This window comes from Carnobacterium sp. CS13 (genome assembly GCF_016653495.1).
Taxonomy (GTDB): Bacteria; Bacillota; Bacilli; order Lactobacillales; family Carnobacteriaceae; genus Carnobacterium_A; species Carnobacterium_A antarcticum.
The window spans coordinates 2,204,137-2,227,187 of record NZ_CP067364.1; the positions used below are offsets into that span (position 1 = coordinate 2,204,137).

The following is a 23,051-nucleotide window of genomic DNA, read 5'->3' on the forward strand; positions in this document are numbered from 1 at the left end:
TATGAGAAATTCCATAACAAATATAAGGAAGGACTTTCAGTCATTTCTTGATTTCTTAAAGCCCTTCACTTATTTTCTAGCTGTGGTGATGCTCAGTTAAATATGGATCGGCTGTCCTAAGGCTAATTCAGCAGCGTCCATAATACTTTCTCCTAGTGAAGGATGACTATGGATCGTTAACGCAATATCTTCAGCTGTTAATCCATTCTCAACAGCTAAGCCCAATTCAGCAATCAAATCGCTGGCATTAACACCGGCAACTTGCGCTCCCAGCAGTGCCTGGCTCTCTTTTTCTGTTACTAAGCGGATGAACCCTTCTGCTTTGTTCAACGACAAAGCACGTCCATTCCCGGCCAGCGGAAACTTGCTGATTTTCACTTCAAATCCTTTTTCTTTTGCTTCTTTTTCTGTAAATCCGACAGTTGCCAATTCAGGATCAGTAAAGCAGACAGCCGGCATAGCTAAGTAGTCAACCGCTGCTCCTTTGCTTCCAGAAATAGCTTCTGCAGCAACTTTAGCTTCGTAGCTTGCTTTGTGTGCCAACGCTAAACCAGGAACAATATCACCGATAGCAAAAATATTCTTCTTATTTGTTCTTCCTTGTTCATCTACTTGGATAAAGCCTTTACCGTCGGTTTCGATACCTGCAATATCTAATCCGATATCATCCGTATTTGGCCGACGCCCAACTGAAACTAATACATAGTCTGCTTCAAGTTGCTTTTCTGCTCCGTCTGCTTCATAAGTAACGGTTACTTGCTGTTCATTTTGTTCAGCTGATTTAGCCATCGCATTTGTAACTACTGTCACGTTTTTGCGTTTGAAATTCTGCTCAACTAGTTTCACCATATCTTTTTCAAATCCCATCAAGATTTGGTCCATTCCTTCTAAAATCGTGACTTCTGTTCCTAGTTTAGCATAAGCTCCGGCCAGTTCAGTTCCGATGTAGCCTCCCCCGATAACAATCATTTTTTTAGGTATCTCGGTCAAGCTCAGCGCTCCTGTAGAGTCGATGATGCGTTCTCCAAACTTAAAGGATTTCAGCTCTATCGGCCGGCTGCCTGTGGCAATAATTGCCTTTTCGAATTTGTATGTTTGTCCTTTTTCTTCATCAAACATCACATGAAGGGTTTGGCTGTTGACGAAATAAGCTTCTCCTTTAATGATAGAAACGTTATTTTTCTTCAACAATTGTTCGACACCCTTGGTTAAAGGCTGTACAACTTTTTTGTTTTTCCAAGCTTGTGTTTTTTTGAAATCAATCGTAGTTTCTTTGTTTTGGATCCCTGTTGATGAAGCGTTTAAAGAAGATTGGTACTCTTCGCCAGCATGAATCAGTGCTTTAGAAGGAATACATCCGACGTTTAAACACACACCGCCAATGTTTCCTCGTTCGATCAATGTTACTGATTGTCCCAATTGAGCAGCGCGAATAGCTGCTACGTACCCCCCTGGTCCGGAACCAATAACGACTGTTTCTAACTCTTCTGCAAAATCTCCTACTACCATAAGTTACTCATCATCCTTTCACAAAAAGCAGTTCTGGGTCTGCTAAAAACTTTTTCAAATCATTGATTGCTTGTTGTGCTGTTACGCCGTCAATAATCCGGTGGTCAAAGCCGAATGAGATTTTCAGCATTGGAACTACGATGGGCTGTCTATTTTCATCTGGGATTACTTCATCTTCGATTCTTGCCATCCCTAAAATAGCAACTTCGGGCTGATTGATGATTGGTGTGGACCATACCCCGCTCGTCGCTACTGAGCCAACGTTTGTGATTGTCATTGAACCATTCTCCATATCTGCTCTCGTTAAAGTTCCATTTATAGCTTTTTCCGTATTTTCTGCCATTTCTTCAGCAATCGTGAACAGACTCTTGCGTTCTGCATCACGAATTATCGGTACGAACAGTCCTTTATCAGTATTCGTTGCAATACCGACATTAAAGTAATCATGGTAGACGATTTCATCTGTTGTTTCGTCGATTGATGCATTCAATTCTGGATAACGGGATAAAACAGCAACTAAAGCTTTGACAAAATAAGCTGAATAAGTCAACTTGATTCCTTCTTCTTTAGCGATAACTTTAAACCGTTCTCTATGTTCCACCAGTTTTTCTACGTTAACTCGATCCAGTACCGTTACATGCGGAGAAGTAGCTTTGCTATTTACCATTGCTTTAGCAATAGCTTTACGTGTTCCTGACATTTTCACTCTTCGTTCTTTTCCAGTTGAAGCTGGAGCTGTTTTAGCGGGTTCTTCTTGCCACGCAGATGGAACAGCTTCTTTTTTCGGTTCAGCAGCTGGTTTTGAAACACCTGAAGCCAAATAATGATCAATGTCTTCACGTGTGACTCGATTATTTTTACCTGTTGCCGGAACTTGTGTTAAATCCACTTCTTTTTCGCGTGCGTATTTTCTGACAGATGGAATGGCCAGCATTCTGATATCAGTATTAGAATGTTGCTTGCGAGAAGTCGACGCAGCTTCTTTGCTAGGTTCAATGGATTCTTTACCAGGTTTTAAGTGGCTAACATCTTCATGTTCGATTGCTACCGTATCGGTGCCTTCTTTTACCACTTCATTTTCTTGCGGATCATCTTTTTGCAGCGTTTCTTCATCTTCTTTGACATTGTCGCTTTTTCCGTCGATTTCAATTTCTACGATTGGGTCTCCTACTTTAGCAATTTCGCCTTCAGCAACCAATATCTTAGTTACCGTGCCTGATACAGGGGATGGCAAACCGATCACTGCTTTATCACTTTGAATTTCTGCTAAAATATCATCTTCTTTTACTTTATCACCCGGTTTTACATCCCAAGTCACGATTTCGCTTTCATGAATTCCTTCACCACTATCTGGTAGTATGAATGAATAGGTCATTTGTACGCCCTCCTTATTTCTGGTTAGAATTCAACCGTTTCTTTGATTTTATTTGCAATATCACTAGCATTAGGAATCCATTCTGCTTCTGCTGCCCCAAATGGGAAGACAGTATCTGGAGCTGTCACTCTGCAAACTGGAGCTTCTAGATACATAAATGCTCGTTCTCCGATTTCAGACATGATTTGCCCTGCAACACCTGATTGTCTTTGCGCTTCTTGGACTACAACAACACGTCCAGTTTTCTTGATCGATTCAACGATTGTTTCCATATCTACTGGGGATACGGTTCTCAAATCAAGAACTTCAACAGAAATACCTTCTTTTTCTAACGTTTGAGCAGCTTTCAATGATTCGCTGACCATTAAACCGTAAGTTACTACTGTCACATCTGACCCTTCTCGTGTGATTGCAGCCTTATCTAACGGCACGCGGTAATCTTCGTCTGGAATATCTTGTTTAATCGAACGGTAGAGTTTTAAATGTTCTAAGAAAATAACCGGATCATTGCTCTCGATTGAAGAAATCAATAGTCCTTTTGCATCGTAAGGGTTGCTTGGAATAACAATCCGCATGCCGGGAACCTGTGACAAGATTCCTTCAAGATTATCTGAATGAAGTTCGGGAGTATGGACGCCTCCTCCATAAGGTGCTCTGACCGTGATCGGCATGTTTCTGGTATTAGCTGTCCGATAACGCATACGGGAAAATTGAGCAATTATAGGGTCCATTGCTTCTAAAATAAATCCTGAAAATTGAATCTCCGGAATCGGTCTAAATCCTTCAGTTGCAAGACCGATAGACATCCCTAAAATACCTGATTCAGCTAATGGGGTATCAAATACTCGCTCTTTTCCGTGTTTGGTCTGCAATCCATCGGTCACTCTGAAAACGCCTCCATTAGGACCTACGTCTTCTCCATAAATCAATGTGTTTTCATCATTCTCCAATTTGTAATCTAAGGCATCATTAATGGCTTGAACAATTGTTTTCTCAGTCATTTTGTGACATCTCCTTTTCTTCGTACGATGCAATTTGCTCTTGTATATTTTGAGGGGAAACTTCATACATGTTCTTCAAGAAATCAGATACTTTTTGTTTTTCAACTTTCCCGATCGCTGTCACGGCTTCTTTGATTTCTTTTTTACATGTCTCAATGACCTCGTCTTCTTGCTCTTCACTCCACAATCCTTTTTCCATTAAGTAATTTCTCATGCGAATCAGTGGATCTTTTTCTTCCCATTCTGCTAACTCTTTTTCTCTACGGTAACGCGTTGGATCGTCAGACATCGTATGTGGTCCAAAACGATATGTTAAAGCTTCAATAACAACTGGACCTTTACCAGCCAATGCATGGTCGCGTGCTGCTGATACAGCTGCATACATCGCCAATGGGTCCATACCATCTACTTGAATACCAGGAATTCCGGCTGCTACTGCTTTTTGCGCAAGTGTTTCTGCTTTTGTCTGTTCTTCAAGCGGAACAGATATTCCATAGCGGTTATTTTGAATAACGATCACATATGGAACGTTATAAACTCCCGCAAAGTTTATACCTTCGTAAAAGTCTCCTTGAGAAGTTGCTCCATCTCCATTCATTGAAAGGACAATATTGTTTTTATTTCTTTTTTTCATTCCCAATGCTACACCCATCGCGTGAGTGATATGACCACCGACGATAACTTGCGGAACATATGCATTCAGATCTTCTGGATATTCGTTTCCTTTCATATGGCCTTTATACCATAAGAAAGCTTTTTCTAACGGCAGTCCATGAAAAATCAGCGGAACCAGGTCTCGATAGGTTCCCGCAAAAAAATCTCCATCTCCTAAAGCATAGTGAGTAGCAATCTGGCTGGCTTCTTGTCCTCCGCTTGGAGCGTAGTTTCCTAGAGCTCCCTGACGGTTCAATAGAGTGACTCGTTGATCGTAGGCTCTTGCCCAAACCATCCGACGCATCAATTCCGTTAATTCTTCATCTGATAAGTCAGGTTCTAATTCTGAATTGGTGACTTTTCCTGCTTTATCTAAAACTTGATAAAAAGGAAATTCTTTTTTATAGCTCTCTACAATGTGATCTAAATTAAATGTTGTCCCGTTTTTTTTAGACATATCTACATCCCTTTCCTTAACAACTTTTTGTGTAAGCGTTTTACAAATTCATTGTACCCCTTATTGTTCTGTTAGGATAATTGACGTATTCTATAGGCATATAGAATAAATAAAAACGCTTACAAAAAGCGGTTTTTTCTTTGAGCGAAAACTGAAAGTTCTGGTTAAGATTTTTTTCTTCTCAAAAAAAAGAGGCTAGGAATATTACCTCTTAGCCTCCGCTTTACTTTATTAATTGCAACTTATCGTATATCAAACTCTTCAACAGGTTCCGGTCCTCTCATTACTTCTTTTTCAATCGTCAATACGCCATCTGGACTCACTTTGATTGCCCAACGCACTAATTGAATTTTTCCTTCTGTAAGTTCAATTGCTGTAATAAAAGTTGGGTAGACACAACAACCTGTATTGAAATAAGGCAGCTCCTTGTCTTTTGGGTATTTAAATCGATGGGTATGTCCACAAATCAGCATCATCTTATTCTTTTTAATCCATTTGTTAAAGTTCTTTTCAATTTTATGCCGCTTAGAGACATTTTTTATCGGACTTGACGGATTCCTTATGCCAAATCCATGGAGAAACCGCCAAAAAAATTTGAGAGAAAGCATCGTAAAAAACGCAAATTGATCGTTAGGTGCATCTCCTTGATGGCCATGTATCGTTAAAATTTCCTGACCTGTTTCTAAGTTTCTTAATACTAATGCCTCAACTGGTTTAAGCCCTTTAAGAAAATCAAAAAACACTTCATTGTATTCATCGTAATTTGTATAGTAATTCTCTTCAACGAATTTTTTATTCTTCAAAAATATATCATGATTGCCATATAACCGTATCAAACGCTTTTTATCGAAAAACTTTTTTATGATATCAAATACTTCGCGGTGAGCATTTTTAGTGTATTTAAAATCTGAATACTCTAACATTTCATCTCCGTCTCCCGCTTCAATATAAGTAAAATCATTTTCATAATAATGTTTTAAAGCATGAAGATAAATATTCCGATTTCGTGTAAATTCATCTGACATACTGCCATCTCCTCGATGGACATCACTAAAAAACACATATTTTGAATCCTCATCAAAATATTCCACTCTAGCTTTTTTATACGCTTCTGTTAAACGTCTATCTGTGAACATTTTCTTCACCTCATTTCACTTTAGTCTCCCTTAAACCAGACTAAGCTCTTATTTATCTTATTACCAGTATACTTTATCTATACTCATAACAAAAAATAATAGCCTGATGAACATTTTTCTTTCTGTGTCTGGGATTGCAGGGGGAATTGTTGATGATGCATCTAAAAGTCCATAATGCGTAATAATTGTATTTGATCAGATAGAATAGTACCATTTTAAGTAACAGATAAATGTTAGCGAATTCATCCGATTATTCAAATCAGCAGACAAACCATTGAGGAGGAAAGCAGCATGGATTTAGGTATTGAAGGAAAAATAGCTTTGGTCACTGGTTCAAGTTCGGGCATTGGTTGGGAAACCGCTCGTGTTCTTTTAGAAGAAGGCGCTACGGTTATTCTTACGGGTAAAAAGCAAGAGAAATTAGAACAAGCCACGGCTAAATTGGGAACGAATGATAAGCTTTTTCATTATGCAGCAGACATTACCAGCAGCGAAGAACTGAAAACAATGCACGATAAAATTGCAGAAGAAGTCGGCAAAATCGATATCTTGGTTCAATCAGCCGGCATAACCGGTGCGCAGGGACTTTTTCATGAAATCGATATGGAAGGCTGGGAATCGACACTTGAAGTAGATTTGCTCGGACCTGTTCGTGTGGTAAAAGAATTCTTACCAGACTTAAGAGATGGCGGATGGGGCAGACTTGTCTTAATAGCTTCTGAAGATGCTGTACAACCTTACGATGATGAATTGCCTTATTGCTGTGCAAAAGCCGGGATTCTTGCTTTTGCAAAAGGACTGTCGCGCACTTATGCTCGTGAAGGACTGCTGGTCAACACCGTTTCACCAGCTTTCATTGAGACACCGATGACCGATGCCATGATGGATAAACGTTCTAAAGAGTTAAACGTGTCAAAAGACGAAGCGATTCAATCGTTTCTGGATAAAAAGAGACCTTATATGGAACTTAAACGCCGCGGGCAAACAGAAGAAGTAGCTGCCGTTATTGCCTTCCTCTGCTCTGAAAAGGCTTCTTTTGTCAATGGCTCTAATTACCGCGTAGACTCTGGATCAGTTGCAACTATTTAAGCTAAGAAAGGAGAAATAATCAGTGGGAAAACAACCAGAAAATGATATTCAACGGACACAACAAGCTAACCATCCTTATGATTACTTAATTATTGGAGGTGGAATGGTCGCCGGTTATGCTGCGAAAGGAATACGCGAACTGGATAAAATCGGTACGATCGGCATCCTTTCAGCAGATGTGGATGCGCCTTACACACGCCCTGCCTTAACGAAAAAATTATGGACAGACGATGAGTTTACAGAGGATCAAGTTTCGCTTAATACAGAAGATGAAACGGGTGCTGTGATTGAATTAGAAACCGTTGTAACAGCAATCAACCGAGACATGCACACAGTTCATCTGGAAGACGGAACGATTATCGGCTATAACAAATTACTCTTGGCAACAGGCAGCGAACCAGCTAAAATTGACGGTCCTGAAGATGACCGTGCGATTTTCTTTAGGAACTGGACAGACTACCGAAGACTCCGTGAACTTTCCGGCCATAATCGGCATATCTTAGTAGTTGGAGGCGGATATATCGGGGCCGAATTAGCAGCTGGTTTAGTCCAAAATGAGACTAGGGTCACGCTGATCTACCCTGATGAAGTACTTGGAAGCAAGCAGTTTCCTGAAGAAATCGCTAAAGAATATGAAGCAGCTTTCCGAAAAGTAGGTGTCACACTTGTAAATGGAAAACGCGCTACATCCTATCGAAAAGAAGATGATAAACTAACATTGACACTTGATGACGGTTCCGAACTAGAAGCTGACGCTATCGTAAGCGGTCTGGGCGTTTCCCCTCGTGTCTCACTGGCAAAAGAAAGCGGCTTAACAGTAGAAGACGGTGTCGTTGTTGATGAGTATTTGCGGACTGAAGATCCCGATATCTATGCCGCCGGAGATATCGCTGCTTATCCAGATAAGATTTTAGGCAAAAACCGAATCGAACACGTCGATCATGCGCGAAATTCAGGAGAAGCTGTTGGAAAAGCGATGGCCGGAGCAGATGAACCTTATACACACACTCCTTACTTCTATTCTGTCGTATTTGATATCTCTTGGAAAGCTATTGGAACCTTAGATCCTGAGCTGGATACGTTGATCAATAAAGTCGGCGACGGAAAAGTTGTTTATTACCTTAAAGACGATAAACCTGTGGGTATCTTGCTTTGGAATGTTGAAGCAGATTTAGACGACGTCCGCAACATTCTTAGCGATCCGCCGTCCGATTCAAATGCATTGAAAGGCGCTATCCAAGAAAAAGAAGAATAACATTAAGAAAATGACCGCTCTCTCCTGAATAAAACAGGAAAAAGCGGTCATTTTTTGTTAATAACAAAATTCTATTAGTTTAATCGAAACTAGCTAGGAGGTTTACACTCATTATCGTATTTTAAAAAATTTACATGCCTTAAGTGATAGAATTTATCACACTTAGGGCACGCAAAAGAGATTTGCCTGCCTTAACGATTGGCATTTAAACGGTTTAGGGCACGTAAAAGGAGTTTACCTGCCCTAACACTAGAAATTTAAGTGATTTAAGGCACGCAAAAGAGTTTACGACCATATCCCCAGAGACTTAAGGTCGTAAAAGAGTTTACAACCCCTATCACTAGAAATTTAAATAACTTGAGGTCCTTAAAGGAGGTTTACGACCTTATCGTTAGAATTTCAAATGACTTCAGGTCCTAAAAGGGGTTGGGCGCTCTATCTTCTATATTTTATGCTACATTCACCTATCGTTATATTAAAAAACCTACCTCCTTAGATTCAGTCTGATTCCTAAGGAGGAAGGTTTAATTTAGTTTACTGGAATGCTGTTCGATCCATTCAACGATTTCATTATGAGAAATCCTTTCATTGCCTCTTTTTTCTGCTAAATCTACTGTAAAATTCGCCAAGATTTTATTACTGCAAGTCAGTATTCGTTGGTTTTTCTTTAGAACTATATCTAAAGAAATTGCAGCAGTCTGCTTATTTCCATTGAAAAAACACTGTTTATTGACTAATAATTCAAAGAGTATCGCCGTTTTATCTTCTAACTTGGGATAAAGTTCCTGTCCAAAAGCAAACAGTTTTGGTTGTTCTACACACATACTTAAAGCGGATGGAACTTTAACACCAATCTGTTCTTTTGGATTGATTTTTTCGATAACAAACGCATTTATTAAGATGATTTCTTTTTCTGTCAAATAGTCTGTCATTTGTCAGCCAGCTCTCTTAACGCTCCTTCGTATTTACTAAAGCTTTCATTGACCATTTCGATAAATTCTTTGGATACTCCTAAATCCTCTAATTCACTTTTCTCTTTAACTAATTTAACAGCATCATTTTCAATAACATAGCTATTTTTTTCTCCAATACCCACGCCTAAAGCCTCCATCACCTCAGTCGGGACTGTTAAAATAGCACTGTTTCCTGACTTTCTTAATACTCTTGATTCTAGCATTCTAAACACTCCTTTTCTGTTTAGTTAAATTATACCGCGAAAAAGATATACGTATATCTGTATATCTTTTTCGCGTTTTTTATTTTACCTCATTTCAGAAATTCAGAATCAATGACTTTTTTTGTTGTCTGCTGTAAAGAAGCTTTCGATACTTGGTTCCCTTGGTAACCATTGAGGACGTGCTGGTTGGCGAGTTCTTCTGTATAATCATCCAGCGGGTAAATTCTAAAGTTCTTTCTTGAATCGGCGTAATCATTCTGATCGCCTGTATAATGCATTACTGTGGGATTCCAATTGACATTCTCTATGGATTTTTCTTCTCCTGTTGCCACAAAGTCAAAAGAAACCATTCCACCTAAGATATTATTTTCAGTTCCGGTCGACATAGCAGACAGGAAATTTCCTAAAGAGTAAACGACCAATGTTTGATTGCCATTTTTCCCTTCTACCCATTCAACCGGTTGAATCACATGAGGGTGTGTGCCAATCACCGCATCCACTTCTAGATCTGCAAACAACTGAGCATATTCTTTTTGGAATGCATTTGGTTCAAGCATATGTTCATCTCCCCAATGTGCTGACACAATAACGAAATCACTAACTTCTTTTGCCTTTTTAATATCTTGAGTAATCAAGTCTTTGTCAAAATAGTTTAAACGATAAGAGACATCCGGCTCAATACCATTAGTTCCATATGTATAAGCCAAGAAAGAAAAAGTTAGTCCGCCCCGTTCAATGACTGGAATCGCATCACGCTGCTCTCGGGAACCAAATACCCCTGTAAATACCATATCTTCTTGTTGGTCCCATATTTCTAAAGTATTCAAAACGCCTTGTTTGCCTTTATCCAATGAATGATTGGAAGCTCCATTCACTAAATCAAACCCTAAATCTTTTAAGTTGTCCGCCATATCGCTGGGCGTGTTGAAATCTGGATAACCAGAAAAACCAAATTCATCTCCGCCAATCAATGTTTCCTGATTAATAAAAGCTAAATCTGCCGTTTCGATAGGATCTGCTACATACTCAAACATTGGTTTAAAATCAAATGAACCGTCTTCTAACTGAGCTTCTACAAAAATCACATTATGGATCAGGTTGTCTCCTACTCCCACAAATGAAATTCTTTTTTCTTCATCATGAGGGTCTTCTGGTTCAACAGATGTCTCACTTGATGAGACTAGTGCTGGTTCTGCGGCTGACGAAACATCTCTGGGGCTTTCAGCAGATTGATTTGCGCATCCGCTTAATACCAGCATTGCTACTAAAAAACCGATTTTTTTCATGTTCATCTTCCTTTCCTGTGCAAACTGATTTGAGCGCTTCTTTTCCTATTCTATAATATGAATTATACCCGTTTCGTTTCGTCACCACTAGTAAAGCACTGTTCCTTGCCTGATCCACTCAAAAAAAACAAGCCTGAAATAGAATCTCAGGCTTGTTTCTCATTTTTTCTTTAACCAATTAGTTGTTTTCGTTCATTATAGAAACCTTTATAGGCTCGATAACTGGCTATAACCGAAGCGATACTAGTCGTTGAGAGCAACATAAATGTCACCATGATTTGGTATTTTATGGCTTGTGTCGGATCAACTCCCGCAAACATCAACCCTGACATCATCCCAGGCAAACTGACTAAGCCAAGCGTCTTAGCTGAATCGATCGTCGGGGACATTCCCGCTTTAATACTGTCTCGGACAATAGAAATGGAAGCTTGTTTTAAGTCCGCTCCCAGTGCTAATTTTTCTAGTATCTGCTGACGTTGATCGGCAAATTTACTATTCAGGTTTCGGTAGCAAATTCCGATTGCAATCATTGAGTTGCTGGCAATCATTCCGGATATCGGAACGACTTGAGAAGGGCTGAATGCAATGGAGCCTGAAAATAACAGAATAACCAATGTCAAAGCAGTCGCAGTTAAAATTGCAATAAAAGATGTTTTAAACGCTCCCGGAATCCCTTGACTTCTTTTAGCGGCATTGTAAGAAGCATTAAATACAATAACCAATGACATAGCCAGTGTGACAATAGTGTTGTCCAACTTGAACACATATCCAAGTACATAACCGACAGCAAATAATTGGACGACAGCGCGAAAAACGCCCCATAGAATGTCTTTTCCTAAATCAAGCTTTTCTTTGTAAACAACTCCTAGTGCAACCAACACCAATCCTGTTGCAAGTAACAATGAAGTGTTGCTGATTTCTAAATTCATCTTTTTTCCTCCGCTTCTCCATTGACAATCTGGATGACACGGTCTGATTCTGCAATTTCGCCAGCGTTATGTGTCACCCACAATACCGTGATGCCTTCTGTTTGATTCATTTTTCGAATCAACTGTCTGATAATCAATTGATTTTCTGCATCAAGCGCACTAGTAACTTCATCCAGCAATAGAACCTTAGGTGTAATCAACAAGTTGCGCACTAAAGCGATCCGTTGTTTTTCCCCACCTGACAGATCGTTGATATTTTTTGTCAAATACGTTTTATTCAATCCGACCTTCATTAGATAAGCTGCGGCTTTTTCAGAGTTAAAAGGTTCTTGTCTGATTTCATAAGGAAAAGACAGGTTTTCCTGAACGGTTTTCCCAAACAATACCGCTGTCTGAAAACAATAAGAAACTTCTTTACGGTACGCGATCGGATCATACTCTTCTAGACGCTTACCTTGATAGTCTATTGAGCCGGCCGTTTGCGAGATCATAGAAGCCATTATTTTTAAAAGCGTACTTTTTCCGCTGCCAGATGGTCCGGTAATCGTCACAAATTCTCCTTCTTCAATGGAAAGATTGATGTCATTTAAAATCAAGTTATCATTTGCTTTAAAACTCAGTTGAGTCAATTTAATAATCGGTTTGCTCATCTGTCTCCTCCTTTGTTTTCTTTAAAACAGTTTATGTAAACATAAAAAAAGCTGCTCATTGATAGAGCAGCTTATATTATAACAGTTATCAACTAATGATCCAATGAAGTTTCTTCTTTCGGGGGATTTTCTACTAGGAAACCTAACATTTGGCCTGTTTATTCCTGTAAAAAACTTCTGCTCCTATGTTTTGATTAAACTAACGATCGTTAATCGCTGCTTGGGCAGCTGCCAGACGTGCAATGGGTACACGGAATGGAGAACAAGAGACATAATTTATTCCCAGTCTTTGGAAAAATTCAATAGATGCAGGATCCCCGCCATGCTCCCCGCAAATACCTATTTTGAAATTCTGTTTGGTGATGCGTCCTCTCTCGACAGCCATTTCAACTAGCTGACCGATACCTTCTTGATCAATGGTATCAAAGGGTCCGTTTTCAAAAATATTTTTATTCATGTATTCCGAAATAAAACCACCAGAGTCGTCTCTTGAAAAACCAAACCCCATCTGAGTTAAATCGTTAGTTCCAAAACTAAAGAAATCGGCTTCCTCGGCAATTTTATCAGCTGTCAGTGCAGCTCGAGGAACTTCGATCATTGTTCCAATGTGATAAGCAAGTGACTTGCCTTTCTCAATGAACACTTTTTGGATTTCATCTTCTATTTCTGCTTTGATATAAGACAATTCTTTTACATCGCTGATAAGCGGAATCATGATTTCTGGTTGAATGTCGCTGTTTTTATCCGACTTATGTTCTAAAGCAGCTTCCATAATGGCCCTTACTTGCATTCTGCTGATTTCAGGATAAGTTATTCCTAATCGAACCCCCCGGTGTCCCAACATTGGATTAACTTCATGCAATTCATTTATGCGTCCGTTTAACTCTTCTAAACTCAAGGACATCGTTTCAGCTAACTGGCGAATTTCCTCTTCTTTAACAGGCATGAATTCATGTAAAGGTGGGTCTAACAAGCGGATCGTTACTGGAAGCTCTCCCATTACCTCATAGATTTGATAAAAATCATTTTTTTGCATAGGCAATATCTCATTCAACGCTTTTGCTCGCTCTTCAACCGTTTCAGCTAAAATCATTCTTCTGAATGAAGAAATTCGCCCTTCTTTAAAAAACATATGCTCGGTTCTGATAAGTCCGATGCCTTCAGCATAAAATTCTAAGGCTTGTTTCGCATCTTCTGGTGTATCCGCATTGGCACGAACAGCCATTGTTTTGGTTTCATCAATCCATTCCATCAGCTTGGTGAACTTGCCTCCTAAAGTCGGCTTGCTTTTTTCTATTTCACCGAGATAAACGGTCCCAGTTGTGCCATCTAACGAAATAACGTCTCCTTCACTTAACACGCCGCCCTTGTATTTGACAATCTTTTCCTCTTCATTGACCTTCACTTCTGTACAGCCGGCGATACAGCATTTCCCCATTCCACGAGCCACTACGGCAGCATGAGAAGTCATCCCTCCTCTGGCTGTCAAAATCCCTTCTGATTTAACCATCCCAGAGATGTCTTCAGGAGATGTTTCTTGTCTCACTAAAATAGATTTTATTCCCTTTTCATAGGCTGCTTCTACTGCTTCAGCAGTAAAATAAATTCTTCCTGAAGCTGCTCCCGGTGAAGCCGCAAGCCCTTTTGCCAAAACCGTTGCTTGAGCGGCAGCTTTTTCGTCAAAATTCGGGTGCAGCAATTGATTTAATTGTTGGGGATCAATTCTTAACAAAGCTTCTTCTTTAGTAATTTTTCCTTCTTCGTGTAAATCAACGGCAATAGTGATGGCTGCATGTGCCGTTCTTTTTCCGTTTCGGGTCTGCAATAAAAAAAGTTCTCCATTTTCAATGGTAAATTCAATATCTTGCATATCTTTGTAATGGCTTTCAAGATTTTTCGCTGCTATTTCTAATTGTTGATACACTTTGGGCATCAGATCTTTTAGTTCTGATAACTCATTCGGTGTACGAACACCTGCGACAACATCTTCGCCCTGTGCATTTAATAAAAACTCGCCAAATAATTTTTTTTCGCCGTTTCCAGGGTTTCTAGTAAAAGCTACTCCTGTCCCAGAAGATTCTCCTTTGTTTCCAAATACCATTGCTTGTACATTGACAGCAGTACCATTCAATTTAGATATCCCGTGCATTTCTCTATAAAATACTGCTCTTGGATTATTCCAAGAGGCAAACACTGCTTTGATAGCAAGTATCAGCTGCACCATGGGTTCTTGCGGAAAGTCTTCGCCAGTTTCTTGTAAATACACTTCTTTGTATTTTTTAACGATTTCTTTTAAATCATTTCCATCAAGTTCTTTGTCTAATGCAACTCCCTGCTTCCTTTTAGCTTCTTCCAAGATGGATTCAAAATGTATTTTAGGGATTTCCATGACAACATCTGAGAACATTTGTATAAAACGGCGGTAGCTATCATAAGCAAAGCGCTCATTAGACGTTGCTTTAGCCAGCCCAATGACCGAATGATCATTCAACCCCAAATTTAGAACTGTATCCATCATACCTGGCATAGAATGAGCTGCTCCTGATCGAACAGATAAAAGCAGCGGGTTTTCCATGTCTGAAAATTTTTTCCCCGTCGACTGCTCTAGTTCTTTTAAATGATCATTGATTTCCATTTCTAAACCAGTCCAAATAACTTGATCTTCAACAAAAAAACGGTTACAACTTTCTGTAGTTAAAGTGAATCCTGAAGGGACAGGTAGTGCTATCTTCGTCATTTCAGCTAAGTTAGCCCCTTTTCCGCCAAGTAATTCTTTCATTTCTTTTTTACCCTCATTAAAGTTATAAACGTATTTTTCAGTCATTTTATCAGCCTCTTTCTTTTTTTATCTGTTATTTTATACACGAATGCGTTGCGTTTTTCTACTCATCATTATTACTAACTTTCATTTTTATTGATTAGAGCAGTATTTGTTTTTTTCATATAATCAAAAATCAAGTTCGCCGTTTCTTCTATGGCGTTATTAGAGACATCTATAACTAAACAACCAATTCTTTTCATGATTTTATCAGCGTACTCTAGTTCTTCCAAAATACGGTTCATTTCAGCATAACTAGCATTTTGCGGCAATCCTAAAGTCTTTAACCGCTCTTTTCTTATACTGTTTAGCTTTTCAGGAGTATTGGTCAAACCAATAACTTTAGTTGGTGAAATTTGGTAAATTTCTTTTGGCGGTTCAGATTCAGGAAAAAGTGGAACATTTGCAATGCGAATATTTTTATTTGCTAAGTACATAGATAAAGGCGTTTTAGAAGTCCTAGATACTCCTAAAATCACTAAATCGGCTTTTAATATGCCTCTGGGGTCTTTCCCATCATCATATCGAACAGAAAATTCGATTGCTTCAATTCGGTTAAAATATTCTCGATCCATTTTCCGGATGATGCCTGGTTCTCCCAATGGTTTTAAAGAGGTCGCTTGCGCTATAGCAGCCAATCCGTTTCCTAAGATATCCACTAAAAGAAAGTTCTGTTTTTCAGCAAAATCAGTTAAGTGCTGTCTTAATTCTTCTTGAACCAATGTATAAAAGACAACCACATTTCTTTCTTGAGAGATACTGATAAGCACCGCATCTAACATATTTTTAGTTAATATATGGGTATATTTTTTGATGTTCTCCACTTCTAACGAATACTGAGAAAGGATAGAGTGTACGACTTGCTCACCAGTTTCCCCTATCGAGTCAGAAATAAGATAAATTGCTGCTGGTTTCATATGATCCTCCTAAATTTCATTATTGATAATGTTCAAGAATAAGCGGCTAACTAAAGTTTTTGAAAATTTGCCAATTACTTTTAACGGCCTCGGTCCATTTCCATCAGTAGATTCTATGACCGGAAGACTATCAACTTCATGTTCTAAAAGTTTTTTTGTAGCGAACTCAACCGAGTCACCACTAAGTACATAGGCAATATTCGGTACTCTAGTCATGGCCATACTAATCGGTATTTCCTCAATATTCATTTTCCCCATCACTGTTTTTAATAAGTCTTTCCTAGAGACGATCCCAACAAGATGGTGTTGTTCTGTGATATAAATCGAGCCTGCATCTTCTAAAAACATTTTTATTATAGTATCTTGAATGGATGTATCGGAGCTGACGATTACGGGAACACTCATAACATCTTCTACTTTTTTTTCCTTTATATCCTTTATTATAAATGGCTCTACTCTATGGGCATTGTAAAAGTACCCTACTTTAGGTTTCGCAATCAACAATTCACTTAATGTCAGGAGTGATAAATCGGGTCTTAACGTTGAGCGAGAGAATCCTAGTAATCCAGCGATATTTTCCCCTGTAATCGGTTCATTCTTTTTTACTATCTCAATAATTTCTTTTTGACGTTCGCTTAGTTCCATTGTTTCCCCTCTTTCAATAAGCCATCACATACACAATATAGTATGTCACATTAAAAATATTGTCAACTAATATATACTCTATTGAATGGTCTTGTTGTTTAATAAGTCCTTTGTAAAAACATTTTTCCGTTTTATTTGCTTAGTTGTCAAGAAAATAAGCAATAAATTAAGCTATTTAAAACCAAAAAAATAAGGAGATTAGACAGTATAATCTATCCTCACTCCTTATTTTTTGATGTTTTCTTAATTAAATAAATCCTACAATTCAGGAATATTCTTTCCATTTTAAACCCATTCGGGCATGACTACTCTCTCATTAACTAAAAGTATCAGGTCGTGCTTTGTCTTATTTAAGATAGCATATTGATTTGCCTTAACGCTTGATGCCTAGAATATCTTCTTTGGCATGAATCAATTGAGTGATCAATTTACTATAAGGAGCGTTTAATCCTTTATTTTCTGCTTCTTTTGCTACTGTACCATTCAAAAAGTCAATTTCGGTCAGACGTTTATTCTGCAAGTCTTGATGCATAGAAGGATAATGAGCTCCAACTTTTTCTGCTGTCGCTTTCAAGTAGCTAACCGTTTCTTCTACGTCTAAATGGACACCTTCAGTTTCCGCCACAAGAGAAAATTCACTGACGATTTCTTTGATCAGGTCTTCATGTTCAGAAGTTGCGAACAACTCTTTAATATTGCAATCTAGTAGGGAACACAAAGCGTTCATTGTGCCATTGACGCAAGCTTTTCTCCATGTTGTAAAATGAACATCTTGACTATAGACACCGTTCAACCCGCTATCGGCCATCATTTTCACTATTTGAAGGGTACTTTCTTTTTCGTTGATATCCGCATTTTGGACTTCAACAGGACCTTCACCCATGAAATGTGTTTTCCCTGGCGCATCTAGCCCACCTGTCCAAACAGTCGTACCCATAATGATATTTTTTTCTGGAATGTATTCAGCAATTGTCTTAGCATGTCCCAATCCATTTAATAAACAGATAACCTTAGTATCTTCTGACAGCAAGTGTTTAATTTCTTCTAACATATGACGTAAGCCCATTGATTTAGTGAAAATAAACACAGCATCGAATGTGTCTTTAATGTCAGCAGGTTTTCCTATGGGAATGTCAATGTTGTCTTCTTTTCCATTTACAGTTATAGTCAAACCGTTTTTTTGAATGGCTTTAATGTGATCTTCCCAAAAGTCTATCAAAGTAACGTCGTTTCCATTTTTTTGCATCATATAACCAAATCCACAACCTAAAGCTCCAGAACCCGCAATTGCTATTTTCATTTTAAAATTCCCCCATTTGTTTAATAAATTATCTTTCATTTAATTTGAAGCTGGTATAAATTTGAAGATATCATTCTCGTAAATATGCAGTACTTTATTGCAAACAAAGTCAATAAGGTAACCACCTACAAAAGGGATCACAAAGTAGGCTAAAAGAACGTTCATTAACCCTGTTCCCATATTAAAGGATTGGATAGGTCCAACTAAACCAACAATTCCAAAACCAGCTGTTTGCGGTGTACCTTGAATGGTCAGCATATAAACACCAATTCCTGAAACAAAGGCATTGATAACAACTGGAATCATGATTTTTGGATGTTTGATCAAGTTAGGAATCATCATTTTCATGGCTCCCAATAAAATGGCTAAGGTTGTCCCAGTTTGGTTGATTCGGATAGAACCGATTACTAAAATGGCAGTACATGCCGTTATTCCCACTGCTGCTGCTCCAGCTCCTAATCCAGTAACTCCGATAGCAATTCCTATCGCAACGGTTGAAATTGGTGAAATAATGATGATAGAAAACGCAATAGATATTAAGATAGTCATTAGTAATGGTTGTAAAGAAGTAAAGCTGTTGATCAAGTTTCCAAGTGAAGAAGTGATGATGCCAACATATGGAAGCATGATCAAACCTAACGTGCCTACACCTACACTAACGATGATCGGCATTAGTATCAGTGTTAATGAACCTAATCGACCTTGCAGAAGCCGTGTAACAAATACTGCAATAGCAGAGACGAGCATAACGTTGATCAAATCCCCAATACCAACTAATTGCACTCCGGCTTCAGTAACTTGATAAGCACCTGAACCTAAAAAGGCGGCGGCTCCTATAACGACACTTTCCATTCCGCTTAATTTAAACTGCAAGGCTACTAGAACTCCAATAATTGCTGGTGTGATAAATTGCATGATCATGACAACACTTGCTAATAACTCAAATACAGATCCATACGGTATAAGCGACTTGAAGATCGAACCCAATATTGCATTTGCAATCAATCCTATAACGACTCCTGAGGCTGTTCCTGCTAAGACTTTATTTAAATAATCTTTCCCTGTATACGCAACTTTATTTTCCATTATTAAACTCAACCTTTCCTATTTTAATTGATAGAGACATGTACTTTTTATTTCTGTGATTTGTTTCACATATTTTTATTACAAGTTCATAATATCACAAACTTTTATAGACTTCAATTTTTTTTGAACTAATTCGTGTAAATACTTCTATTTCTAATTATTTTCTAACTTAGCCAAGATGAATATTTAACTTCATTAACTAAATACCCCTGTAAAAGTATAATAGAAACAGACTTTTACAGGGGTATTTTTTATTTTATTCTACAAAACAGAAGCTGGCTGAAGGCGGCAAGTAATCCAATAAGAATACCGCTTCTTCTTTGATGTGGCCCACGATGTTTCGGGTTCCGTCATCTTCCATTTCTTTCAAAGCAATTTGCGTTTCGCCTTTGTATTGCCCGAATTGATCATTACAAATTAGAATATCGCCTTTTTTAATTTGTCCTGTTTGATGTGCAGGGAAATCTTCGTTTTTGTATTTAACACGTGTCATAGAAGAACGAATCATATATTCAGAACGGTCGCCACGGTAACTGTGGATTTCCTCTAAAATAACTTTCTTTTCTAGATCTGTTGCACTTTCCGTAAACTCTATTTTCAATTGTGGATAAGCTCCAAGATAAGCTTCTGCTACAGCTTTTAATTCTTCTTCAGCAGCATATGCATTTCCAATCAACAAGTCATCAATCGAATCCATTAGCTTGTAGTGAGTAACTTGTGTATGGATTGGTAAATAACGATGCTGTTCCAATGTACATAACCCGGCTTGAACCGGCCATGGACCAAGTTCGCCATTTTTGGCTGTGACAAATGCAGCGGTATGAAGATTATATTGGTTGAATTGTGCAGTTGTCTTTTCAAAGTGCTCTTGAGAAAGACCAGAGTAAAGTTGCGGGTAGAAATTGTGAGAAGCTGTTAAATAATCCCGATTCGGCTGGTTGCTCATCACATTGTCAATATACTTTGTCCCGCTGCTCATGTTTACTTCAATTTTCAACCGTTCTGGGTTTTGGGTCATATGGGCTTCTTCAGCACCTGTAAAGCCTAGATCCAACCGGATAGCGCTTGCACCGAGTTCTTTAAAAAAGCTCAGATCGCTGTAGCTGACCCCCAGCTGTCCAAATAAACCAGGATTGATATCTAAAACCGTTTCGATCCCAACTGAATTCGCATAGTTGATCGCTTTTTTGAATTTTTCAACGACTTCCGTAGTGTCGCCTTCGACTTCCAGTAAGCTCATAAAAACTCGTGTAAAGCCGTATTTACTTGCTAAAGTTAAGTATTCTTTATCCTTTTCAAACGTACTTTTAGCTGGATAAATAGAAATTCCGATATTTTTCATTGTAACCCTCCATAAAAGTTCTGTTTTTTGCTTATACTCATCCATGGTAAGCGTTTTCCGTATAATTGTAAAGGACTATAAGCTTTTTTCTTGATAATCGAAGTTCTAAACGTTAAAGCAAAGAAATGAAATTTGAACTACCAAAAGATAAATTGTCTAAACCTTATTAAAGTCATTAAGTTATTGCTAATTTTGCTATAGTTTGTATCTATTAAAAGCTGTATATAGGAGTAAAATAGACTACAACATTATCATTCTATTCATTTTTTTAGTTCACTCTATTTTAGGAGGAAAAAAATTGGAAACATTACTACAAAAATTCTCTGCCTACCAAGAAGTTTATACGAAAGGCAAATACCTTTCTTTTGCAAATGGGCCCTTAAAGATTAAATTTTCAGGAAAGTTTTTCCGTTTTGAGACTTTTCAAGATGCATTTGGAAGCAGGCTAACCGATACCCTTTTTGAAATAGTGCCGAATGACTTTTCCGGAGAAACCGATATGGTATTAACGCATGAGTTTGACCGTAATTTAAAATCTGATAGTTTTACTTTAACGGTCACCGAGCAGAAGGAAGTCATTATTAAAACCAAAAACTTACGCGGCTTTCGCTACGCAGCTGAAGCTTTAAATCTGCTGTTTGAAAAAACTACCAGTGGCACAGCCTGTTTGTTGATTTCAATTGCCCATTCGGTTTCTTTTCAAGTACGCGGTGTTATCGAAGGCTTTTACGGGCTTCCCTGGCAGCATTCCGACCGCTTAGATGTTCTGCGTTATCTTGGTAACCATCGAATGAATACTTATATGTACGCTCCAAAAGATGATGTCTACCAACGTAAATTATGGCGTACGTTGTATCCTGAAAAAGCTCTTTGTCAGTTTGAAGAGCTTATCGAAACCGCTGAAAAAGAGATGATCGATTTTTATTATATGATTAGTCCTGGTAACGATATTGACTACACTCAAGCAGAAGAAGTCAGAGTTTTGACGACCAAATTACAGCAGTTAATCGATTCAGGTATTAGAAACTTCGGCTTGCTGTTGGATGATATCGACTACCTCTTAAAAGGCAACGCTAAAAAGAAGTTTGCCTCTTCTGCCAGTGCACATGCCTATTTGGTTACGCAAGTCGACAATTTTTTAAAAAATGAACTAGAAGACTACTGTTTAGTCGTTTGTCCAACAGAATACGATAATCACCAAGACTCGTCTTATCTGGAGATTTTGAGTGAAAAGATGCCGGAAAGTATCCCCTTATTTTGGACAGGTCCTTCAACTTTAGCTGCACAAATCACCACTGCTGAAGTTGAAACCATGGCTGCTGCCTATAAGCGTCCGATGATCATCTGGGACAACATTCCGGTAAACGATTATCAAAAAGACTATGAATTGCTTTTTCTAAGTCCATACGAAAACCGTTCTCCATTGCTGGGACAAGAACAATTCCGTGTTGCTGGAGTTGTTTCTAACCCCATGGCACAATGGGAACTCTCAAAATTGACTATCCATAATATGAGTCAATTTCTCTGGGACCCGACCGGCTATAAGACAGCAGACAGCTGGAAGAAAACGTTGAATGAGTACCTGCCGGTTGAATATGTTCACTCGTTAAAAGTTTTTGCTCAATTTAATCCTAACAAATACACACGAGAAGTCCTTACCTTTGAACAGCAAAAAGCTATCCGAGAAAAAGATGTTGATTTTATTACAGGTCAACTAGAACAATTGGTTGAAGCCAGTTGGAAATTGTCGGAAGTCCGAGATAGTGCTTTTCAACAAGCGATCGGACCTTGGTTGAAACGGGTTCAAGAAGATTTCAATTATTGGCAGGCAATACTAGCAGGCGATGCTGACAAGGTTCATTCGGCACAAGCAAAGCTAGCCGATATTCCTTGCCGAATCGGTACTGATCTCCCAGCAGCATTTGTCCAATACTGGAAACTAGCTGATCTGCCTGCAGTAAAGGAAAATGTTAAGTGATATGGGGGCTCATTGAAGACTCTAACAATAATCTAAAGGCATTTAAAATCGAAACAGCATAGTTAGAGAATCAACATGAACTGAAACTGTCCAATACCTACTACCAAAGAAATTTGGATATGAAACAGTTGTCTCATGCAATTAAGCAAATGGGACTGCACCCATCTTCGCTGTATGGATATTCACCTTCGTGATTTAGGGTTGTTGCTGGAAACGCTGCAACAAAGCCTTTTGAAGAACGTGAAAAAATGTAATTTGAACAGTTAAATTATTATGCTGGAAGCTTTCAGAAATGCAGTGATGAATCTGAAAAGCATTAAACAATTTACTGTAATACTAGCTTTTATGGATTATACAGTCCTTTACCTGTTACGGAAGACACATATGAAATTAGCTCTCATTCTTATTTCTGCTATTCGAGAGGCTGCTTTTGACAAACAGAAATGC

Annotated in this window: 19 protein-coding genes; 3 read left to right on the top strand and 16 right to left on the bottom strand. The window is 38.5% G+C overall.

From position 1 onward, the window contains the following. Positions 1-96: 96 nt before the first annotated feature. The 5 genes from lpdA to JHE06_RS10415 all read right to left on the bottom strand — a co-directional run bounded on the left by lpdA (position 97) and on the right by JHE06_RS10415 (position 6,132). Positions 97-1,509: a dihydrolipoyl dehydrogenase gene (gene lpdA, locus JHE06_RS10395; RefSeq protein WP_201088712.1), complete on the bottom strand. Its 1,413-nt coding sequence runs from the start codon at positions 1,507-1,509 to the stop codon at positions 97-99. 10 nt (positions 1,510-1,519) lie between these two features. Then, complete coding sequence (locus tag JHE06_RS10400) at positions 1,520-2,884, bottom strand: dihydrolipoamide acetyltransferase family protein (RefSeq protein ID WP_058919333.1); 1,365 nt, start codon at positions 2,882-2,884, stop codon at positions 1,520-1,522. A gap of 23 nt (positions 2,885-2,907) precedes the next feature. Further along, positions 2,908-3,885 carry an alpha-ketoacid dehydrogenase subunit beta gene (locus tag JHE06_RS10405; protein WP_058919334.1) on the bottom strand — a complete coding sequence of 326 codons (978 nt, stop codon included), beginning with the start codon at positions 3,883-3,885 and terminating at the stop codon, positions 2,908-2,910. Beyond that, positions 3,878-4,996, bottom strand: coding sequence for a pyruvate dehydrogenase (acetyl-transferring) E1 component subunit alpha (gene pdhA / locus JHE06_RS10410; protein WP_058919335.1), 1,119 nt, complete (start codon positions 4,994-4,996; stop codon positions 3,878-3,880). The genes JHE06_RS10405 and pdhA overlap by 8 nt, the downstream gene beginning before the upstream one ends. A 242-nt stretch (positions 4,997-5,238) precedes the next feature. Beyond that, positions 5,239-6,132, bottom strand: coding sequence for a metallophosphoesterase (locus tag JHE06_RS10415; protein ID WP_201088713.1), 894 nt, complete (start codon positions 6,130-6,132; stop codon positions 5,239-5,241). Positions 6,133-6,423: 291 nt separating this feature from the next. Between JHE06_RS10415 and JHE06_RS10420 the strand changes: the two genes are divergently transcribed. Beyond that, positions 6,424-7,221, top strand: coding sequence for an SDR family NAD(P)-dependent oxidoreductase (locus JHE06_RS10420; protein WP_201088714.1), 798 nt, complete (start codon positions 6,424-6,426; stop codon positions 7,219-7,221). A gap of 46 nt (positions 7,222-7,267) precedes the next feature. Continuing rightward, positions 7,268-8,476 (top strand): NAD(P)/FAD-dependent oxidoreductase, encoded by a 1,209-nt coding sequence (locus tag JHE06_RS10425; protein ID WP_442861676.1) that lies wholly within the window; start codon positions 7,268-7,270, stop codon positions 8,474-8,476. A 524-nt stretch (positions 8,477-9,000) separates the two neighbouring features. Here the strand turns inward: JHE06_RS10425 and JHE06_RS10430 are convergent. The 11 genes from JHE06_RS10430 to JHE06_RS10480 all read right to left on the bottom strand — a co-directional run bounded on the left by JHE06_RS10430 (position 9,001) and on the right by JHE06_RS10480 (position 20,626). Beyond that, complete coding sequence (locus tag JHE06_RS10430) at positions 9,001-9,408, bottom strand: type II toxin-antitoxin system death-on-curing family toxin (protein ID WP_201088715.1); 408 nt, start codon at positions 9,406-9,408, stop codon at positions 9,001-9,003. Then, the gene (locus JHE06_RS10435; protein WP_201088716.1) at positions 9,405-9,653 is read right to left on the bottom strand and encodes a hypothetical protein; all 249 of its coding nucleotides are present in this window, start codon (positions 9,651-9,653) and stop codon (positions 9,405-9,407) included. Before JHE06_RS10435 ends, JHE06_RS10430 begins: the two co-directional genes overlap by 4 nt. A gap of 89 nt (positions 9,654-9,742) precedes the next feature. Further along, a complete protein-coding gene (locus JHE06_RS10440; RefSeq protein ID WP_201088717.1) occupies positions 9,743-10,939 on the bottom strand; it encodes a CapA family protein in 1,197 nt (398 codons plus the stop codon). A 170-nt stretch (positions 10,940-11,109) separates the two neighbouring features. After that, a complete protein-coding gene (locus JHE06_RS10445; protein ID WP_201088718.1) occupies positions 11,110-11,868 on the bottom strand; it encodes an ABC transporter permease in 759 nt (252 codons plus the stop codon). Continuing rightward, positions 11,865-12,518, bottom strand: a complete 654-nt coding sequence (locus tag JHE06_RS10450; RefSeq protein WP_201088719.1) for an ABC transporter ATP-binding protein — start codon at positions 12,516-12,518, stop codon at positions 11,865-11,867. Before JHE06_RS10450 ends, JHE06_RS10445 begins: the two co-directional genes overlap by 4 nt. Positions 12,519-12,717: 199 nt before the next feature. Beyond that, positions 12,718-15,342 (bottom strand): pyruvate, phosphate dikinase, encoded by a 2,625-nt coding sequence (gene ppdK, locus JHE06_RS10455; protein WP_201088720.1) that lies wholly within the window; start codon positions 15,340-15,342, stop codon positions 12,718-12,720. A 74-nt stretch (positions 15,343-15,416) separates the two neighbouring features. Continuing rightward, on the bottom strand, positions 15,417-16,253 hold the full coding sequence (locus JHE06_RS10460) for a pyruvate, water dikinase regulatory protein (RefSeq protein ID WP_201088721.1): 837 nt from the start codon (positions 16,251-16,253) through the stop codon (positions 15,417-15,419). A gap of 9 nt (positions 16,254-16,262) precedes the next feature. Then, entirely contained in the window at positions 16,263-16,898 is a 636-nt protein-coding gene (locus tag JHE06_RS10465) for a CBS domain-containing protein (RefSeq protein ID WP_058919349.1), read from the bottom strand. A 373-nt stretch (positions 16,899-17,271) separates the two neighbouring features. Next, on the bottom strand, positions 17,272-18,198 hold the full coding sequence (locus JHE06_RS10470) for a 2-dehydropantoate 2-reductase (RefSeq protein WP_058919350.1): 927 nt from the start codon (positions 18,196-18,198) through the stop codon (positions 17,272-17,274). A 39-nt stretch (positions 18,199-18,237) separates the two neighbouring features. Next, a complete protein-coding gene (locus JHE06_RS10475) occupies positions 18,238-19,284 on the bottom strand; it encodes a PTS sugar transporter subunit IIC (protein WP_058919351.1) in 1,047 nt (348 codons plus the stop codon). A gap of 256 nt (positions 19,285-19,540) precedes the next feature. Continuing rightward, a complete protein-coding gene (locus JHE06_RS10480) occupies positions 19,541-20,626 on the bottom strand; it encodes a DUF871 domain-containing protein (protein WP_201088722.1) in 1,086 nt (361 codons plus the stop codon). Positions 20,627-20,924: 298 nt separating this feature from the next. Here JHE06_RS10480 and JHE06_RS10485 point away from each other — a divergent pair, with 298 nt between their 5' ends. Continuing rightward, positions 20,925-22,604 carry a protein O-GlcNAcase gene (locus JHE06_RS10485; protein ID WP_201088723.1) on the top strand — a complete coding sequence of 560 codons (1,680 nt, stop codon included), beginning with the start codon at positions 20,925-20,927 and terminating at the stop codon, positions 22,602-22,604. The last annotated feature ends 447 nt before the right edge of the window (positions 22,605-23,051 follow it).

What these genes read in the sequence shown, in the direction of transcription:
- JHE06_RS10440 (WP_201088717.1), bottom strand. Translation starts at nt 10,939, where the DNA reads ATGAAAAAAATCGGTTTTTTAGTAGCAATGCTGGTATTAAGCGGATGC.
- JHE06_RS10420 (WP_201088714.1), top strand. Translation starts at nt 6,424, where the DNA reads ATGGATTTAGGTATTGAAGGAAAAATAGCTTTGGTCACTGGTTCAAGT.
- JHE06_RS10415 (WP_201088713.1), bottom strand. Translation starts at nt 6,132, where the DNA reads ATGTTCACAGATAGACGTTTAACAGAAGCGTATAAAAAAGCTAGAGTG.
- JHE06_RS10445 (WP_201088718.1), bottom strand. Translation starts at nt 11,868, where the DNA reads ATGAATTTAGAAATCAGCAACACTTCATTGTTACTTGCAACAGGATTG.
- JHE06_RS10450 (WP_201088719.1), bottom strand. Translation starts at nt 12,518, where the DNA reads ATGAGCAAACCGATTATTAAATTGACTCAACTGAGTTTTAAAGCAAAT.
- lpdA (WP_201088712.1), bottom strand. Translation starts at nt 1,509, where the DNA reads ATGGTAGTAGGAGATTTTGCAGAAGAGTTAGAAACAGTCGTTATTGGT.
- JHE06_RS10470 (WP_058919350.1), bottom strand. Translation starts at nt 18,198, where the DNA reads ATGAAAATAGCAATTGCGGGTTCTGGAGCTTTAGGTTGTGGATTTGGT.
- ppdK (WP_201088720.1), bottom strand. Translation starts at nt 15,342, where the DNA reads ATGACTGAAAAATACGTTTATAACTTTAATGAGGGTAAAAAAGAAATG.
- JHE06_RS10400 (WP_058919333.1), bottom strand. Translation starts at nt 2,884, where the DNA reads ATGACCTATTCATTCATACTACCAGATAGTGGTGAAGGAATTCATGAA.
- JHE06_RS10435 (WP_201088716.1), bottom strand. Translation starts at nt 9,653, where the DNA reads ATGCTAGAATCAAGAGTATTAAGAAAGTCAGGAAACAGTGCTATTTTA.
- JHE06_RS10480 (WP_201088722.1), bottom strand. Translation starts at nt 20,626, where the DNA reads ATGAAAAATATCGGAATTTCTATTTATCCAGCTAAAAGTACGTTTGAA.
- JHE06_RS10465 (WP_058919349.1), bottom strand. Translation starts at nt 16,898, where the DNA reads ATGGAACTAAGCGAACGTCAAAAAGAAATTATTGAGATAGTAAAAAAG.
- JHE06_RS10405 (WP_058919334.1), bottom strand. Translation starts at nt 3,885, where the DNA reads ATGACTGAGAAAACAATTGTTCAAGCCATTAATGATGCCTTAGATTAC.
- pdhA (WP_058919335.1), bottom strand. Translation starts at nt 4,996, where the DNA reads ATGTCTAAAAAAAACGGGACAACATTTAATTTAGATCACATTGTAGAG.
- JHE06_RS10460 (WP_201088721.1), bottom strand. Translation starts at nt 16,253, where the DNA reads ATGAAACCAGCAGCAATTTATCTTATTTCTGACTCGATAGGGGAAACT.
- JHE06_RS10475 (WP_058919351.1), bottom strand. Translation starts at nt 19,284, where the DNA reads ATGGAAAATAAAGTTGCGTATACAGGGAAAGATTATTTAAATAAAGTC.
- JHE06_RS10430 (WP_201088715.1), bottom strand. Translation starts at nt 9,408, where the DNA reads ATGACAGACTATTTGACAGAAAAAGAAATCATCTTAATAAATGCGTTT.